Genomic DNA, 15,612 nt, shown 5'->3' with positions numbered 1-15,612 from the left:
AGGTGAGAAGGATCCCGCGATGGCGACGCTCTTGGTGGTCACGGTCCTGCTTCCCCTGCTCGGCGGCCTCGGGCTGCTGCTGGCGCCGAGGCTCGACCACACTGCGGCCCGGTGGGTCGCCCTGGGGACGACGCTCGTCACACTGGCGTTCTCCCTCGTGCTGGTCGCTGCCTTCCAGATCGACGATGCGGGGGTGCAATTCGCCTTTCGGGGATCGGATGGCAGCCTCGGGATCCCCTGGGTCTCGGTCGGAGCCGGTTCGGGCATCCGCTTCGCCCTCGGGCTCGACGGCATCGCCCTCTCGTTGTTCGCCCTGACGACCCTGCTCCTGGTCACCTCGGTCTTCAGCTCGTGGTCTTCGATCGTGGCGAGGGCACCGGCGTATTACGCGTTGCTGCTTTTCCTGGAGACGGGACTTCTGGGGCTGTTCGCCAGCCTCGACGTCGTCCTGTTCTACATCTTCTTCGAGTTCACGCTCATCCCCCTCTTCTTCATCGTCGGCATCTACGGCGGCCCCGAGCGGAGGAGGGCGTCGATCACGTTCTTCCTGTACACGCTCGCGGGGAGCCTGCTGACGCTACTGGGGGTCATCGCCCTGGTGGTCGTTCATCACTCGAATGCAGCCCCCCAGGTGCTCACCTTCTCGATCCCCGAGCTGACCGAGGGGCTTTCCCAGCTCCGGTGGCCTGAATGGTCGGACACGCGCAGCTTGGTCGGGTCCGTGTCGTTCCCCGCCTTCCTCCTGCAGCCGCAGGTCCTGATTTTCCTGCTCCTCTTCGCCGGGTTCGCGATCAAAGTGCCGCTGTTCCCGTTCCATACCTGGCTGCCGCTGGCCCACGTCGAGGCACCGACGGCCGGTTCCGTGTTGCTCGCAGGCGTTCTGCTGAAGGTCGGCGGCTACGGCTTCCTCCGGTTCAACCTCGGGATGGTCCCGGGGGGGGCCGCGGTGTTGGCCCCATTCCTGGTGACGATCGCAGTGATCGGCATCATCTATGGGGCGTTGACTGCCCTGGCCCAGTCGGACGTGAAGCGGCTGGTCGCCTACAGCTCGGTTAGCCACATGGGTTTCATCGCGCTGGGGCTCTTCTCGATGACCCTGGTGAGCGTCGATGGCGCGGTCCTGCAGATGATCAACCACGGCCTGACGACGGGGGCGCTGTTCGCCTGCGTCGGGATCCTCTATGAACGTTACCACACCCGGGAAATGGGACGGATGGGGGGAGTCTGGGAGCGCCTGCCCCTGTTCGCCTTCCTGCTGATCCTCGCTTCGCTGGGCTCGGCGGCCGTGCCGGGGCTGAACGGGTTCGTCGGCGAGTTCCCGATCCTCGCCGGCACCTATTCCCGTTTCCCGTCTGCGGCCGTCATCGGTGCGCTCGGGATTATCCTGGGCGCCTACTACCTGTTCGTCATGCTCCAGAAGGTCGTCTTCGGCCCACTGGTCGAGCCGGTGGTCGATGATCATGGCCAACACGCGGAGGTCCCCCCGATCCGCTGGTACGAAATCGCGGGCCTGACGCCGCTCTTGGTGCTCATCGTCCTCATCGGCATCTATCCGAAGCCGTTTTATGACCGGATCACGCCGTCGGTCGAGTCGATCGTCGCTCGGTTCCCCGATGCCGATGCCGATCCGATCACCGAACCGATCCAGACTGTCTCCGACCCGGGCGAGGGCGTCACCCCCCGGGCCCTTCTCGCCGCACCGGCGCAGGTGATCGCCCCATGACTCCCGACCAATTGGAAACGCTCTCCCGCACGCTGCTCATCTTGTTGCCGGAGATCGTAATCTCCCTCTCCGCCACGGCGATCATGGTCGCCGGCCCATTCTTCCGCCAGGGCCGGTCGCTCTGGGCGGGCGTGTCCGGGCTGGCGCTCCTCGCCTCTCTGGTCACCCTGTTCGCGATCTCCGGGGCCGACACCGAAACGTTCGCTTACGGCTCGGTCGCGCTGAATGACTCCCTGTCGTTCTATGCCCGGTTCGCGTTCCTGGTGACGGGCCTGATCCTCTTGGGGCTCGGGCACAATCAAGTCGCCGACGACCGTGCCCCGGAGTTCTTCGGCGCGCTCTTGTTCGTGATCGCGGGGTCGATGATCGTCAGCACGGCCAACGAACTGATCTTCCTGTTCGTCGGCCTGGAACTGGTGAGCATCCCCACGTACCTGTTGCTCTATCTCCCCAGACGAGACCGGCAGACCCAGGAGGCGGTGACCAAGTACTTCTTCCTGAGCGTCTTCTCCTCGGCATTGCTCCTGTTCGGGTTCGCCTATCTTTACGGCCTGACGGGGGTGTCGAATCTCAAGGCGCTGGCATTCCTCATGAACCGGGGAGGTGGGGTGATCGACTCGGGGAACGTCGCCTTCGGGCTGATCGCCGTGGTCTTCATCACGGCGGGGCTCGGGTTCAGGGTGGCTGCGGTCCCCTTCCACTTCTATGCCCCGGATGTCTACCAGGGCGCCCCGACCGTCGTCACGGCCCTGCTCGCCTGGATCCCCAAGGGGATCGGGTTCGTGGCGATGATCCGGGCATTGACCACCGTGATAAGCGTCGGGGATCCGATCCTCGTCGAACGGGCAATCCTGCTGGCCTGGGTCATCGCCGCGGTGACCCTCGTGCTGGGGAACACGGTCGCGTTGGTGCAGACAAACCTGAAGCGGCTGTTCGCCTACTCGTCGATCGCCCACGCCGGGTACTTGATGATCGGCGTCGCGACGGCCTTTGCGAGGGTGGAAGACCCGTCCGCGATCGGACCGTATTCGGGTACCGAGGGGATCCTTTTCTACCTGGCGGCCTATGCCCTGATGACTCTCGGCGCCTTCGGGGTGATCCTCTATCTCGACAGCGTCGGGGAACGTGCCGAGACGATCGACGACCTGTCCGGCCTGTCTAGGACCCGACCGTTATTGAGTCTGGCGATGGCCCTCTGCCTGTTCAGCCTGGCCGGTGTGCCCCCGCTAGCGGGGTTCTGGGGGAAATTCACCATCTTCACGGCCGCCTGGTCGGCCGAGCCGGTCGCCGGGATCCCCTCCCTCCGGGCGCTGGCCGTGATCGGCGTGATCAATGCGGCGATCGGGGCCTTTTACTACCTGAGGATCGTCGCGGCGATCTACTATGGCACACCCGCCGAGTCGACCTCGACCGGACGCGACCGTGCCCCGTGGCCGACGGCGTTGGCCGTCGGAGTCTGTGCGGTCCTCAGCCTGGTCTTCGGGTTGATCCCGGGGCCGATCCAATCCGCCAGCCGGAGTTCCGCCGTGGCATCGATCCGCCTACCGCAGCCGGCAGTAGACGCCGAGGAGGAATCCGTCGCCCTGGTCGACCCGGCGGATTGATGCCGGCCACACGGTCGTTCGGGCGGGCGACCCCGGTTCGCCGGGTTCGCCCGCCCGAGGTCGGCCCGAGGTGGTGATCAACCGAGGTGGATCTTCATGCGGCGGCTCAGCTCGTGCAAGGCCCGGGACCAGAGGCGACGGGTCGCCATCTCCGTCCGGTTCATGGCCTGGGCGATCTCCTCGTACGAGAGGCCCTTCCGGTAGCGGAGGTGGATGACCTGGCGGTAATGATCCGGGAGTCCCTGGATCGCCACCTCCAGGGCCTCGGCCGTCTCTCGACGGACCAGGACCGTGCTCGGGGAAGGGCCAGGGTCGGGGATGACGGGCGTCGCGCCATCCGTTTGCGGGCTGAGCGATCGCTCTCGTCGCACGTTCCGCTTGTCCGTGCGGTACTTCCGGTTGACGTTGGAGATGTTGCGGACCAGGACTTGCTTGAGCCAGGCTCGCATCTCCTGCTCGGTCAGCCCATGGAAGCGGTCGAGATCTTCCTGAGCCTCGAGGATGGTCTCCTGGACGATATCGGACGGTGCTTCCCGGCACTGGATTGCGAGGTTGACCTCCTCGTTGGCGATGGCCAGCATCGTCTTGCGGAAGAGCTGGACGACAAGCCACCGCGCTTCTTTCGAGCCGGTCCGTGCCTCACGGAGGAGGACCTGGAAGCTGGATTCCGGTGTGGGGAGGGGGGCCATCAGCGACATGGGTGTACTCCGCTGGGGCGTCGCGGAAACCTCGACCCGCCGGGATCGATGGCGGATCTCAGCTGAATGTAATAGCACTATCGGGTGAGGGCGGGACCGGTGTCAAGCGTCAACTCGGCCCTCCTCGACTCCCGGCCTCGGGTCGTCGTGGGTCCGGATCAGTCGGGCGAGGAACCAGGCGTCGGAATCGGCCCGGTCCGGCCAGAGGACCATGGTCCCGTCGTTGGGCGAACCGTCGAGCGGGTCGGGGAAGGGATCGAGCCGGAAACCGGGATTCTCCCGCAGGAACCGTTCGATCTGGGACGTGGTTTCCGATTTGGCGAGCGAGGGGATCGCGTATACCAGGACCCCCGATCGACGGACCCCGAGGGCCGCGACCCGGAGGAGCTGGGCCTGTTGCCCCACAAGCTCATCGAGCCTCCGACGATCGATGAGCCAGCGTGATGCCGGGTCGCGGCGCCAGGAACCGATCCCGGACCCCGGCGGCTCGAGCAGGACGCCGTGATTCGTCCCCGGCTTGCCGAGTGCGTGGCGGCCGTCCCACGATCGGGTGGCGACGTTGGTGTGGGGCCCTTTCCGCGTCATCCTTGCGGTCCGGAGCCGATCCCGGTCGTCCAGCTCGCCGACGACCAATGTCCCCTTCCCGCGCATCCGGTCCGCCAGCAACACGGCCTTCTCGCCACGGGCGAGGCCGGCGTACCACCACCGCTCCCCGGGCTCCGCGTCGCACGCGGCGACGACGGCGAGCGAGGAGAGATCTTGCGAGACGAGGTCCCCCCGGCGGAACGGCTCCAGTCCCTGGAGGATCGTCGAGGGGGAGAGTGAGGCGACGTCGGACAGCCGAGGGTGGGGCCTGGGTGTGGCGCCGAGTCCTCGGAGCTCGGACCAGAGGTCCGTCGGCCGCCCCCGAGCGGCCCGGACCCAGGGAATCGGCGGGCGCTGCAAGGCGAGCAGGAGGTCGGCGATGCGGTGCTTGGCCGGCGCCTCCCCCGGGGGCTCGATCAGTTCCTCTTGGAGCCACCGAGGGAAGAGGGACCAGGGCTCGGTGGTCGCCTTCGGCTTCTCGACGAGTCGTCGGAAGGCCTCGGCCCGTCGCCCCCAGTTCGGTGCGCCGCCGATGGGGACCAGACATCGGGGGTCGACGCCGATCGTCCTGGCCCAGGCCCGGCAGGCGTCGGGCACGTCGGGGCGATCGAGCAGCACGGCGACCAGCAGCCTGGCCTCGATCGGGCCCAGTCGGAGCGGCTCGATCCAGCCCCACCACCGGAACAGGGCGTCGATCGATCGGGTCAGGAACAGGCGATCGGCGATCGAGAACCCGCGGAGTCCCTTCATCGCGGCGGAGACGGCCGGCTCGGGCCTCCGGCGGTCGGCGAAGACCGCGCGCTCGGCCCGGGACGCGACCAGGGCGGTCTGGGCGGCGAGGTCGGCCGGGGGCGCCTGGTGTTCGATCGAAGGGCCGTCGTCCTCCGGCGAGGCCGCCCTCGGGCCCGGCGGACGGGGGGGCTTGGTCGGGGAGCGATGGGGAGACGAGGGGCGGCGAGTGGTCGGCCTGGGACGCCTCATCGCGATCGCCTCCTGGCGCCGGGCCGTCCGGGGCGATAGCCGGAGGGGGAGGGGGGACATCTCGTCTCGCCGCTGCGGCTCGCCTGATCGGCCGGGGCCGCGTCGACCTGGTGAACGAATCGCCCTTCGGTGACGGCCCTGTTCGCCCTCGCCATCCGGGCCCGCTGGGCGGCCTTGGGCGGTTGCGAGGGGATCAGGCAGTCGCAACCCGGGCCGATCAGGTCCGACCGTCCGGCCTTGAGCAAGGCCTCCCTGACCTCGAAGTAGTTCTCCGGCTTGAAGAACTGGAGCAGGGCCCGCTGGAGCTTCCGGTCCCGGAGGTGGCGGGCGATGTGCACCTCCTCGCCGGTGAACGGGTCGAGCCCAGTGTAGTACATGCAGGTCGCCACGTCGAACGGGGCCGGGATGAAGTCCTGGACCTGGTCCGGCTTGTAGCCGTTCCGCTTGAGGAACAGGGCCAGGTCGATCATCGCGTTCAGGTCGCTGCCCGGGTGCGAGGCGATGAAGTAGGGGACGGTGTATTGCGTCTTCCCGGCGTTGCGGCTCGCGACGCGGAATGCGGCGTCGAAGGACTGGTAGTCGTTGATCTCCGGCTTCTTCATCCGGCGGAGCACCCCCGGGTCGGTGTGCTCCGGCGCCACCTTCAGGTGCCCGCCGACGTGGTGGGCGGCCAGTTCCTTCAGGTACTCGGGGGACTTCTGGGCGAGATCCATCCGGACTCCCGAGGCGACCAGGACCTTGCGGATGCCGGGGACCTCCCGGCTCTCCTTCATCAACTCGATCAGGGGGCCGTGGTCGGTCCCGAGCAGCTTGCAGACCTTCGGGTGGACGCAGGACTGGCGCTTGCAGACCGCCTCGACCTCGGGTCGGGTGCAGGTCATCCGGTACATGTTGGCCGTCGGGCCGCCGATGTCGGAGACGGTCCCCTTGAATGACGGGTCCCGGCCGATCTCCTTCAGCTCCTGGAGGACCGATTCCTTCGACCGGGACTGGATGATCCTCCCCTGGTGGGCCGTGATGCTGCAGAAGGTGCAGCCGCCGAAGCAGCCGCGCATGATCGTCACGGAGTCTTTGACCGCCTCGAAGGCCGGGATCGGCTCGTCGCCGTACATCGGATGCGGCATCCGGGTGTACGGCAGGCCGTAGATGCGGTCCATGTCGGCCTGGGTCACGGGCAACGCCGGCGGGTTGCAGACGACCGCCTGGCGGTCGTGGTACTGGAGCAGCCTTCGGGCGTTGAGCGGGTTCGTCTCGTGGTGGATCAGGCGGGTCGCCCGGGCGAAGCTGGCCTTGTCCGCCTTCACCTCCTCGAACGAGGGGATGACCAATGCGTCGTCCGGCGGCTCCTCCCGCGCGCCGAGGGTGTAGGCCACCCCGCGCATGTCCCGGAGATCCTTGATCGCCTCTCCGGCGTCGAGGCGTCGGGCGACCTCCAGGATCGGCTGCTCCCCCATGCCGAAGACGACGAGGTCGGCCTTGGAGTCGAGCAGGATCGAGCGCTTGACGGTGTCGCTCCAGTAGTCGTAATGGGCGAGCCGCCTCAACGAGGCCTCGACGCCCCCGGCGATCACGGGGACGCCGGGGAACGCCTCCCGGGCCCGCTGGCAATAGGGCAGGGTGGGTCGATCGGGACGCAGGCCGATCCGGCCCCCCGGGCTGTACGCGTCGTCGTTGCGGACCTTCTTGTTGGCCGTGTAGTGGTTGATCATGCTGTCCATGTTCCCCGCACTGACGGCGAAGAACAGGCGGGGGCGCCCGAAGGTGCGCCAGGGTTCGGCGCTCTTCCAGTCCGGCTGCGCCAGGACCCCGACCCGGTAGCCTGCCGCCTCCAGGACCCGACAGAGGATGCCGTTGGCGAACGACGGGTGGTCGACGTAGGCATCGCCGGTGACGAAGACCACGTCGACCTCGTCCCAGCCCCTCTCCTCCATCTCGGCCCGGGATGCCGGGAGCGGCGGGAGCACCCGGGGCCTCCGATCGTCGAGCACGGGCAGTTGGGTCCTCGCCCGGTTCGGCTCGTCGACCGGGAGTCCCGGCGGATTCGGATTGAGCTGCACGAGATCCATGTTGATCGTTCGTAGGGCGTGTTTCGAGGGAAGCCGCGGTCCGGACGGGTCGGCGATGCGGGACAGGATATTGTACGGCCTTGCACGGCCCGGGTTCGAGGTCGTTCCCGATTCCGTCGGCCGATGCGCCTGGCCCTGGGCCCTCGTGGAGGACGACGGGAGGTCGCGGATCGGGCCGGGCGATGCCGCGATCGTGCCCGGGGCCGGCTCGGGACCGGTGCCGGTGCACGGCCGTTTCACCACACGGTGCGCCAATTTCGTTACCGAAGCGTTGGGCGTATCTCATAGAAGGAAAACAAGTTGCGGGATGGTCATCCGGTTCGTTTCGGCGAGGCGATCCTCGATCCCGCCGGACTCCGCCTTGCCGAGGGTGGGGAGGCCGATCGGCCGAGGGGGGTTCGCCCCCATCGGCCGATCTCCTGGCGATCTCGCTCGGTGCGCCTCCAAACGGAAAGTTCGTTCGTCGGAAATTATTATGCTAAAATGATTTGCGTCCATGATGCCTGACTGGTTTCGGGGGACGTGGTGGTGGTCGCCCGGCGATCGAGCTGGGCCATTAATCGCCATCGGTGCTGCAAACGTTCGACTTCTTGATGCGATCGTCGGACCATAGTTATGGTTGAATTAGGGCGAATCACGACTCGATCGATCCGCGAGGCGACGAGCCCTCGCGCATTCGATGCGCCTCCAGTGCGCCGCAGATGCGCCATTGGTGCGCCAAGGAGTCCACGGTTTGATTGACTTAAAAGCATTCATTTAATGGGTTTGTGGGTGATTGTGTTGGTTCGTTTCGGGAGATCGGGGTTCGGGTCGACTTGCCGGATCGGTCGTCGGGGTCCTCACGCTCGCCGGTGCGTCCTGACGGGGGGCGCTGGAGATGAAGGATTCGGGAAGGGTCGCGGTCGGGGTGCGATCCTGATGCAGGGGCGATCGGGATGATCGGATGAAGACCGCACGACCACAAGATCGGGAAATCGGCCCGAACCAGTCACTTGGGCCCGGAAATGGGTCGGTCGGCCGGGGCGGGTCGGCCGAAGCGGCGGGAGGCCCAACGGGGGGCGAGGGCGAGAGCGGCCATCTGGGCGGCGAGGCGGGGGTCCCTCGCCATGGCGCCGAGCAGGGCGGGTCGGAGCGCGAGGGCGCGGCGGAGGCAGCGCCGGGCGAGGGGGGCGTCCCCGGCGTGGAGGGCGTCGAGGGAGCGGTTCAGGTAGGCTCGGGAGAGGAATCGGTCGGCGTCTCGTCGGGAGGCCCGAGGATGCTCCAGCACGTGCGCTTCGGTTTCGAGGGCGAGGTCGAGCACGCGGGAGACCTCGTCGAGGTCGTCGGAGCCGCGCCGGAAGCGGTGGGTTTCGCTGCCGGAGTGCCAGCGGACGGCGACCGTCGGCCGGGCGAGCCAGGCGACCGGCCATCGCCGGGAGAGGCGGATCCAGCACTCCCAGTCGACGGCATATCGATAGGACGGGTCAAAACCCCCCGAGTCGAGCAACGCCCGACGGCGAAGGACGACGGCCGAGCAGCGGACAGGGTTGGGGCGTGACAGCTCGGCGACGAAACCGCCCGGCGGGTAGACCCGATCGGTCGGGCCGAGGCTCGGACGCTCGATGACGGCGGGCGGGATCGGGCAGCCCTGCTCGTCGATGACCTCGGCGGCACCGACCGTCATGCCGAGATCGGGGATTCGGTCGAAGGCGGCCGAGTGGGACGCGAGATGGTCGGGGAGCAGGAGGTCGTCCTGGTGGACGATCGCCAGCAGCGGGGTCCGGGCAAGCTCGGCGCAGCGGTTCCAGTTCCCGGCGAGGCCGAGGCGCTCGGGATTGACCTCGATCCGGGCCCGGTCTCCGGCAAGCCGACGGGCGAGGGGGAGGGTGTCGTCGTCGGACCGGTCGTCGCAGATCACGAGGTCGTATTCGACGCCGGACTGGTCGAGGATGGCCCGGAGCGTCTCGGCGAAGTGGCGACCGCCGTTGAAGGTGGGCAGGGCGACGGTGAGCCGGGGAGGCGAGGTGGACATCTCGGGATCAGTTGGAAAAGACTTGATGTACATCGGCCCGCGCCCCACCATGAGACGGCGCCGGGGGTGACCGGGGGACGGACTCGGTCGCCCAGTCACGGCGGGGATTTACCGATGGGGGGTGGTTCGATGGGACGATCGGTGCGACTCGGCTGGCTGCTGATCGGTTCGATCCTGGTCCTGACGATCGGGTCGCATCGACCGACCTCGGCCCAGTTCGGTGGTGCGGGGGGCGGGTTCGGCCAGGCCGTTCCTCCCGATCCGGCCGAAGGCCCGGCGCCACGGATCCACGTCGCGATCCCCTACAGCGAGGCGGCCGTCCGGATCACCGGATTGCTGGACCGGCCGATCACGATGCCCTTCGACTCCGACACGCCGCTCGGGGATGCGCTCGAGTACATTCGCCAGGCGACAGCGGAGGCGGAAGGAGGGATGGAGCAAGGGATCCCGATCTACGTCGATGAAATCGGCCTCCAGGATGCGGAGCAGAGCCTCCAGTCGCCGATCCGCATCTCCCTGGAAGGGATCCCGCTCAAAACGACCCTCAGGCTGATGCTCGACCAGCTCGACCTCGTCTACGAAGTCCTGCCGGAAGGGTTGCTCCTGATCACCTCGAAGGAATCGGAGAACTCGGCCGCCGACCCGATGCTCTTGCTCCTCGACGAGGTCCGGGCCCTCCGGGCCGAGGTGCGGGAGCTGAAGGGGCTGATCGAGGCCCGCCCGGAATCGCGTCGGGAGGCGTCGTCCGGGAAGTGATCCGGGGGGAGCGGGACTCGGATCTTCGCGGTCCCCGGATCGATGGCCGCGCGCGGGACCTTGGGCCCGATCGCGTTTTCCCCGTCCTCTAGCCCCCAGGCCCGATCCGGGGCCGTGCGGGAGGCGCGGAACTCGGTCGTCCCCGGGATCAATCGGGAGCGCCCGACGGGCTCGGGGCCCGGCCCTCGTGCCGGTCGGCGAGGTTGCGGAGGTGGGTCCAGGTGTAGAGGCCCGAGGAGTGGCCGTCGTCCCAGGCGAGCCGGACGGCGTAATTGCCGATCGGCTCCATCGACTCGATGCGGAGGTCGGGGCGGATGGAGCCCGGGTCGAGGATGCGCTCGCCGGTCCACTCGTCCTTGCAGGAGGCGCAGGGGCATTCGGAGCGAATGAAGCGATAGGGGACGAGGGAGGCGCCCACGTCGTCCCAGGCGAGTTCGAGGGCCTGTTCGCCTTGATGGGCCCGGATGTCGGTCGGGGGTTCGCTCATGAGAAAATCTCGGTGATCGCCCGGTCGGCGGCGATGGGCAGGGGGCGGTTGAGGCGGTCGTGGACCTCGGTCGCCGGGTCGATGCCGAGGGCGTGGTACATGGTGGCCCCGATGCGTTCGAGCGGCACGGGATCGGTGTCGGGATAGGCGCCGATGCGGTCGCTGGAGCCGAAGACGGCACCCCCGGTCGTCCCCCCGCCCGCGAAGAGGACGGTGTAGCACGAGGGCCAGTGGTTGCGGCCCTTGCCGTCCCGGTCGCCAATCCTGGGCCCTCGGCCGAACTCTCCCATCCAGACGACGAGGGTCTCGTCGAGCAGGCCCCGGGCGTCGAGGTCGCGGATGAGGGTCGGCACGGTCTGGTCGGTGATGGGGAGGAGGCGGTCCTTCAGGTCGTTGAAGTTGTCCTGGTGGGTGTCCCAGCCGTTGGCGCCGTTGCCGCCGATGGTGCGGGAGAAGTAGACGGTCACGAAGCGGACGCCGGCCTCGACCAGGCGGCGGGCGAGCAGGCAGGACTGGCCGTACGTGGTCCGCCCGTAGCGATCCCGGAGCGAATCGGGCTCCTCGCCGAGGTCGAAGGCCCGCTTCACCCGGGGGGAGGCGAGCATGGAGAGGGCCCGGCCGTAGAAGTCGTCGATGCCACGGGCGGTGGCGTCGTATTCGAGCAGGCTGGCCTGCCGGTCGATCAGTTCGAGCAGGCCGCGACGGTCTTCGAGTCGGCCCAGCGGGGTCGATTCGGGCAGTTCCAGCTCCGGGAGGCGGAAGCCGGGGTCGCTGGGATCCTGGGCGATGAAGAACGGGTCGTAGGGCTTGCCCAGGAAGCTGGCGTGCTGGCCGGGGGTGACGCTGCCGTCCCGGAGGACGTGGGGGTAGGAGACGAACGAGGGGATCGCCGGGTCGTCGCTCGGCCGGAGCTTCGAGACCACGGAGCCGTAGGAGGGGAACAGCTCCTGGGTGTCCCGGAGCCGGATGTCGTCGAGCGGCGGGGCGTGCCCGGTGAGGCTGTAGTAGCTCGCCGAGTTGTGGTTCTTCATCCGGTGGTGGACGGATCGGACCTGGGCCACCTTGTCCAGGACCCCGGCGAAGTTCGGCAGGTGCTCGCAGACGTTCACTCCGGGGACGGCCGAGGCGATCGGGGCGAACTCGCCCCGGATGCCCGACGGCGCGTCCGGCTTCAGGTCGAAGGTGTCGATGTGGCTCGGACCGCCGAACTGATGCAGGAAGATGACGTTCCGGGCGGGCGAGGGGCGGCCGTCCCCCCCCGACGAGGCGCGGAGGAGGCCGGGCAGGGTGAGGCTCGACAGCCCGGCGGCGCCGACGCGGAGGAGGCTCCGGCGGGTCATCCGGCAGGTCGCCTGGAAGTCGGGGCAGCCGCGATTCATGGGGGGATTCCTCTCGGGCTCGACTCGACTCGGGACGGGGCTCGACTAGCGACGCAGGAGGAATTCCTTGCTGTTGATGATCGCCCAGGAGACGTCCTCCCAGGCGAGGCGCCGGTCCCCGGTCGAGTCGAGGTGGGCCAGGGCCCCCCAGAGTTCCTCGGGGGAGGGCTCCCGGCCGAGGGAGGCGAGGTAAAGCTCGGCCAGGATCTCCCCGTCGGGCATCCCCGAGTCGAGCAGGAGGCCGAGGCGGTTGTCCGGGGCCTCGAGGATGGCGCGGACGGTCCCGCCGTTGATGAGCTGAAAGGCCTGGGCGAGGGTGGTCTCCTCGGATCGTTCGCACTCGCAGGTGAGCAGGCGGTCGGGCTTGCCGAACGTGTCGAGGAACTCGGGGCCGGTGTTCGCCCCCGCGAGGGAGACGGCCCGGGTGCCGGGGGGTGGCCCGTCGAGGTCGGCGGGTCGGCCGAGGGCCGCGCCGATGGCGTCGAGCAGGACCTCGGCCGGCAGGAGCCTGATGCGGGATCGGGCGAAGTTGGACTCGTCCTCGGCGTTGGTCGGCCGGGGGGCGGAATCGAGCCCATAGACCCGGGAGGTCATGATCTCCCGGACGAGTGGCCGGATCCGGTGGCCTCCGGCGACGAACCGGGCCGTGAGGGCGTCGAGCAGCTCGGGGTTGCTGGGCGGGTTCGAGGCGCGGAAGTCGTCGACCGGCTCGACCACCCCCCGGCCGAGCATGTGGAACCAGATGCGGTTGGCCATGTTGCGCGCGAACTGGCGGTCGGAATCGGTCAGCCAGCGGGCGAGGGCGACACGGGCGTCGCCGTCGGGGCCGACGTCGAGCGGGCCGCCGCCCGGTGCGGCCGGGTCGAGGCGTTCCCCGGAGACGGGCTGTCGCATCCGAGGGCGGCCGTCGAGGTGGATGAGCACGTCCCCGTTGATCTCGTGGGTGTTCAGGCGGTCCCGCCGCTCGTTGTTCACCTCCTTCCGCTCGACGTTGGCGAAGGCGGCGGCGAGGCCGTAGTAGTCGTCCTGGGTCCAGGAGTCGAACGGGTGGTTGTGGCACCGGGCGCACTGGAGGCGGACGCCGAGGAAGATCTGGCCGAAACTCTCGGCGCAGGTTTCGGGGTCGCGGTTCGTGCGGTAGAAGCTGGCGGGGGGGTTGGCCCAGGAGGAGCCGGAGCCGGTGATCAGCTCCTCGGCTAGGTCGGTCAGCGGCGCGTCGGCGGCGATCCGGTCCCGGAGCCAGCGGCGGAACGCCCAGACCCCCTTCGGCCCCATCGTCTTCTCCTCGTTGCGGAGGAGGTCGGCCCACTTCAAGGCCCAGAAATCGGCGAACTCGGGGCGTTCGAGGAGCCGGTCGACGAGTCGGTCCCGTTTCTCGGGGTCTTCGCTCCGGAGGAACGCCCGGGCCTCCTCGGGGGTCGGCAGGACGCCGATGGCGTCGAGGTAAGCGCGGCGGAGGAAGACGTGATCCGGGGCGGCCGGCGAGGGGTGGATCTTCAGGGATTCGAGCTTGGAGAAGACCGCCTCGTCGATCTCGGATCGGGGCGAGGGGCCGTCCCAGGCGAACCCGGGGCGGTCGGGCAGGAAGGCGAGCCGGGAGATGGCGTGTCGGCCGAGGTATCGGGCCGAGACGACCGACTCCCCCGGCTCGGCCCGGCGGACGAGCCCGGAGGGGGAGACCTCGACCTCGGTCGGCTCGTCCACGTCGAAGGCGGCGAGCCGGGTCACGTCCCGGGTCGAGCCGTCGGCGAAGGTCGCGGTCACGGCGAGTTGCTGGGTCCGGCCGGGCGAGGCGTTGATCCGGGAACTCGGGAAGATCGAGAGGCCGATCAGCCCGGGGACGGAGCCCAGGTCATCCCGGCATCCGGAGGCGATCCAGGAGCGGAGGATCTCGGCTTCGGGGTCGGCGGGGGAGAATCGGCGGCCGCCCTCGTGCGGGATCTGGCCGAGCGGCTTCTTCAGCAGGAGGCTGGAATTGGGGTCGGCGGTGTCGACCCGGCGCCCGTAGAGGTCCCGGGTCATGGCGAGGAGGTCGAACCCGGGGTCGTCCCCCCGGAGGGTGAGCTTGAAGCCGCCCTTCCCGGTCAGGTTCCCGTGGCAGGGGCCCATGTTGCACCCGGCCTTCGAGAGCACCGCCGCGACGTCCTGGCGGTAGCTCACCTCCCGGCGAGGCGTCGCCGGGGCGACCGTGATCGACGCCTCGGCCCGATCCGAACCTAGCCGAACGATGAGCCTCGCCTTCCCGCCATCACCCGGCGTGACGACCCCCGACCCGGAGACCCGGGCCACGTCGGGGGGATCCACGGCGAAGGTCGCCTCCCCGGTCGCGTCGATCTGGGACCCGTCCCCGGCGATCGCCGTCACCACGACTTGCCGGCGGTCGGACGGGTCGGACAGTTCGATCGCGGAGGGCTCGATCGACAGGGAGAAGGGAGACGGCCGGGAACCCGCGTCGGCCCGCGGTGTCATCCCCGGCAGCAGCAGGAGGACGCCGATCGGCACCAGGAGGGCGAGCCGGGACGGGATCCGGGTCGATTCGGCGGTCACGATCATGCTCCTCTCGGTCGGGAGGGTGGCGTCGAGGGCACGACGGGGGACCGAACGAGCGGCCCTGATCGATTCTCCATCGTTTCTTTAACCTAGAGCGAAGCGCGAGGGGCCGTCAAGGAAGCGACGGGCGATTCCGATCGGGATCGCCCGGCCGCGGGCCGGGGGGATGTGGGGGGATTCCCGCGTGGGGTTGGGTCCGAAGCCCCTTTGCGTTGGGCTCGTCGTGCACGGGACTTGCAAAAACGCTACACTTTGGGTCGACTGCCGGCCGTCCGGTCGAATCGGACGCCAATCCCAACGCGCGAAAAAAATTGAAGGAGCGGAACGTGGCCCACATCGTCTGCGAGCCATGCTTCGACTGCAAGTACACCGACTGCGTGGTCGTCTGCCCCGTGGACTGCTTCTACGAAGGGGCCCAGATGCTGTTCATCCACCCGGACGAGTGCATCGACTGCGAGGCATGCGTCCCGGAGTGCCCGGTCGAGGCGATCTTCCACGAGGACAACGTCCCGGACGAGTGGAAGGAGTTCACCCCGCTGAACGCGGAGGAATCGCCGAAATGCCCGGTGATCACCGAGAAGAAGACGGCGCTCGAAGGGGAGTCTTGCTCGGGGAAATCTTGACCTCCCGGGCCGGGCGAGCCGGATCGACGGGGCCTGGGCGGGCCCCGATCCCCCTGGGCATGGGCCCCGGGATCGGGGGATCGGGGGGTCGAGTCCGGCTCGATCGAACGATCGCGGAGATGCGAAACGGGGTGGCCCGGGTCGACTCG

At 68.7% G+C, this 15,612-nt stretch carries 11 protein-coding genes; 4 read left to right on the top strand and 7 right to left on the bottom strand.

Annotated features, from left to right (window positions below; all coding sequences use genetic code 11):
* Nucleotides 1–19: 19 nt before the first annotated feature.
* Nucleotides 20–1,723, top strand: a complete 1,704-nt coding sequence (locus ElP_RS24810; RefSeq protein ID WP_145274533.1) for a complex I subunit 4 family protein — start codon at nt 20–22, stop codon at nt 1,721–1,723.
* Complete coding sequence (locus ElP_RS24805; RefSeq protein ID WP_145274530.1) at nt 1,720–3,327, top strand: NADH-quinone oxidoreductase subunit N; 1,608 nt, start codon at nt 1,720–1,722, stop codon at nt 3,325–3,327. Before ElP_RS24810 ends, ElP_RS24805 begins: the two co-directional genes overlap by 4 nt.
* Nucleotides 3,328–3,404: 77 nt before the next feature.
* Here the strand turns inward: ElP_RS24805 and ElP_RS24800 are convergent, their stop codons facing one another.
* The 4 genes from ElP_RS24800 to ElP_RS24785 all read right to left on the bottom strand — a co-directional run bounded on the left by ElP_RS24800 (nt 3,405) and on the right by ElP_RS24785 (nt 9,668).
* Nucleotides 3,405–4,025, bottom strand: coding sequence for a sigma-70 family RNA polymerase sigma factor (locus ElP_RS24800; protein WP_145274527.1), 621 nt, complete (start codon nt 4,023–4,025; stop codon nt 3,405–3,407).
* Between the two features lie 102 nt (nt 4,026–4,127).
* The gene (locus tag ElP_RS24795; protein ID WP_197446347.1) at nt 4,128–5,591 is read right to left on the bottom strand and encodes an RsmB/NOP family class I SAM-dependent RNA methyltransferase; all 1,464 of its coding nucleotides are present in this window, start codon (nt 5,589–5,591) and stop codon (nt 4,128–4,130) included.
* Nucleotides 5,588–7,522 (bottom strand): YgiQ family radical SAM protein, encoded by a 1,935-nt coding sequence (locus ElP_RS24790; RefSeq protein WP_390836091.1) that lies wholly within the window; start codon nt 7,520–7,522, stop codon nt 5,588–5,590. Before ElP_RS24790 ends, ElP_RS24795 begins: the two co-directional genes overlap by 4 nt.
* 1,123 nt (nt 7,523–8,645) lie before the next feature.
* The gene (locus tag ElP_RS24785; protein WP_197446346.1) at nt 8,646–9,668 is read right to left on the bottom strand and encodes a glycosyltransferase family 2 protein; all 1,023 of its coding nucleotides are present in this window, start codon (nt 9,666–9,668) and stop codon (nt 8,646–8,648) included.
* Between the two features lie 129 nt (nt 9,669–9,797).
* Here ElP_RS24785 and ElP_RS24780 point away from each other — a divergent pair, with 129 nt between their 5' ends.
* Nucleotides 9,798–10,424: a hypothetical protein gene (locus ElP_RS24780; protein WP_145274516.1), complete on the top strand. Its 627-nt coding sequence runs from the start codon at nt 9,798–9,800 to the stop codon at nt 10,422–10,424.
* 148 nt (nt 10,425–10,572) lie between these two features.
* Here the strand turns inward: ElP_RS24780 and ElP_RS24775 are convergent, their stop codons facing one another.
* From ElP_RS24775 to ElP_RS24765, 3 genes are read right to left on the bottom strand one after another with little or no spacing between them, the layout of a single operon-like run.
* Nucleotides 10,573–10,911, bottom strand: a complete 339-nt coding sequence (locus ElP_RS24775) for a gamma-butyrobetaine hydroxylase-like domain-containing protein (protein ID WP_145274513.1) — start codon at nt 10,909–10,911, stop codon at nt 10,573–10,575.
* Complete coding sequence (locus ElP_RS24770; protein WP_145274510.1) at nt 10,908–12,290, bottom strand: DUF1501 domain-containing protein; 1,383 nt, start codon at nt 12,288–12,290, stop codon at nt 10,908–10,910. Before ElP_RS24770 ends, ElP_RS24775 begins: the two co-directional genes overlap by 4 nt.
* Before the next feature lie 45 nt (nt 12,291–12,335).
* On the bottom strand, nt 12,336–14,837 hold the full coding sequence (locus ElP_RS24765) for a DUF1549 and DUF1553 domain-containing protein (protein ID WP_197446345.1): 2,502 nt from the start codon (nt 14,835–14,837) through the stop codon (nt 12,336–12,338).
* A 329-nt stretch (nt 14,838–15,166) separates the two neighbouring features.
* Between ElP_RS24765 and ElP_RS24760 the strand changes: the two genes are divergently transcribed.
* A complete protein-coding gene (locus ElP_RS24760; protein WP_145274504.1) occupies nt 15,167–15,463 on the top strand; it encodes a ferredoxin family protein in 297 nt (98 codons plus the stop codon).
* Nucleotides 15,464–15,612 lie beyond the last annotated feature (149 nt).

The organism is Tautonia plasticadhaerens (genome assembly GCF_007752535.1).
GTDB lineage: Bacteria > Planctomycetota > Planctomycetia > Isosphaerales > Isosphaeraceae > Tautonia > Tautonia plasticadhaerens.
Note: the sequence above shows the minus strand (reverse complement) of the source record. Positions and strands in the feature narration are given on the sequence as shown.

What these genes read in the sequence shown, in the direction of transcription:
- ElP_RS24810 (WP_145274533.1), top strand. Translation starts at nt 20, where the DNA reads ATGGCGACGCTCTTGGTGGTCACGGTCCTGCTTCCCCTGCTCGGCGGC.
- ElP_RS24805 (WP_145274530.1), top strand. Translation starts at nt 1,720, where the DNA reads ATGACTCCCGACCAATTGGAAACGCTCTCCCGCACGCTGCTCATCTTG.
- ElP_RS24800 (WP_145274527.1), bottom strand. Translation starts at nt 4,025, where the DNA reads ATGTCGCTGATGGCCCCCCTCCCCACACCGGAATCCAGCTTCCAGGTC.
- ElP_RS24795 (WP_197446347.1), bottom strand. Translation starts at nt 5,591, where the DNA reads ATGAGGCGTCCCAGGCCGACCACTCGCCGCCCCTCGTCTCCCCATCGC.
- ElP_RS24790 (WP_390836091.1), bottom strand. Translation starts at nt 7,522, where the DNA reads ATGGAGGAGAGGGGCTGGGACGAGGTCGACGTGGTCTTCGTCACCGGC.
- ElP_RS24785 (WP_197446346.1), bottom strand. Translation starts at nt 9,668, where the DNA reads ATGTCCACCTCGCCTCCCCGGCTCACCGTCGCCCTGCCCACCTTCAAC.
- ElP_RS24780 (WP_145274516.1), top strand. Translation starts at nt 9,798, where the DNA reads ATGGGACGATCGGTGCGACTCGGCTGGCTGCTGATCGGTTCGATCCTG.
- ElP_RS24775 (WP_145274513.1), bottom strand. Translation starts at nt 10,911, where the DNA reads ATGAGCGAACCCCCGACCGACATCCGGGCCCATCAAGGCGAACAGGCC.
- ElP_RS24770 (WP_145274510.1), bottom strand. Translation starts at nt 12,290, where the DNA reads ATGAATCGCGGCTGCCCCGACTTCCAGGCGACCTGCCGGATGACCCGC.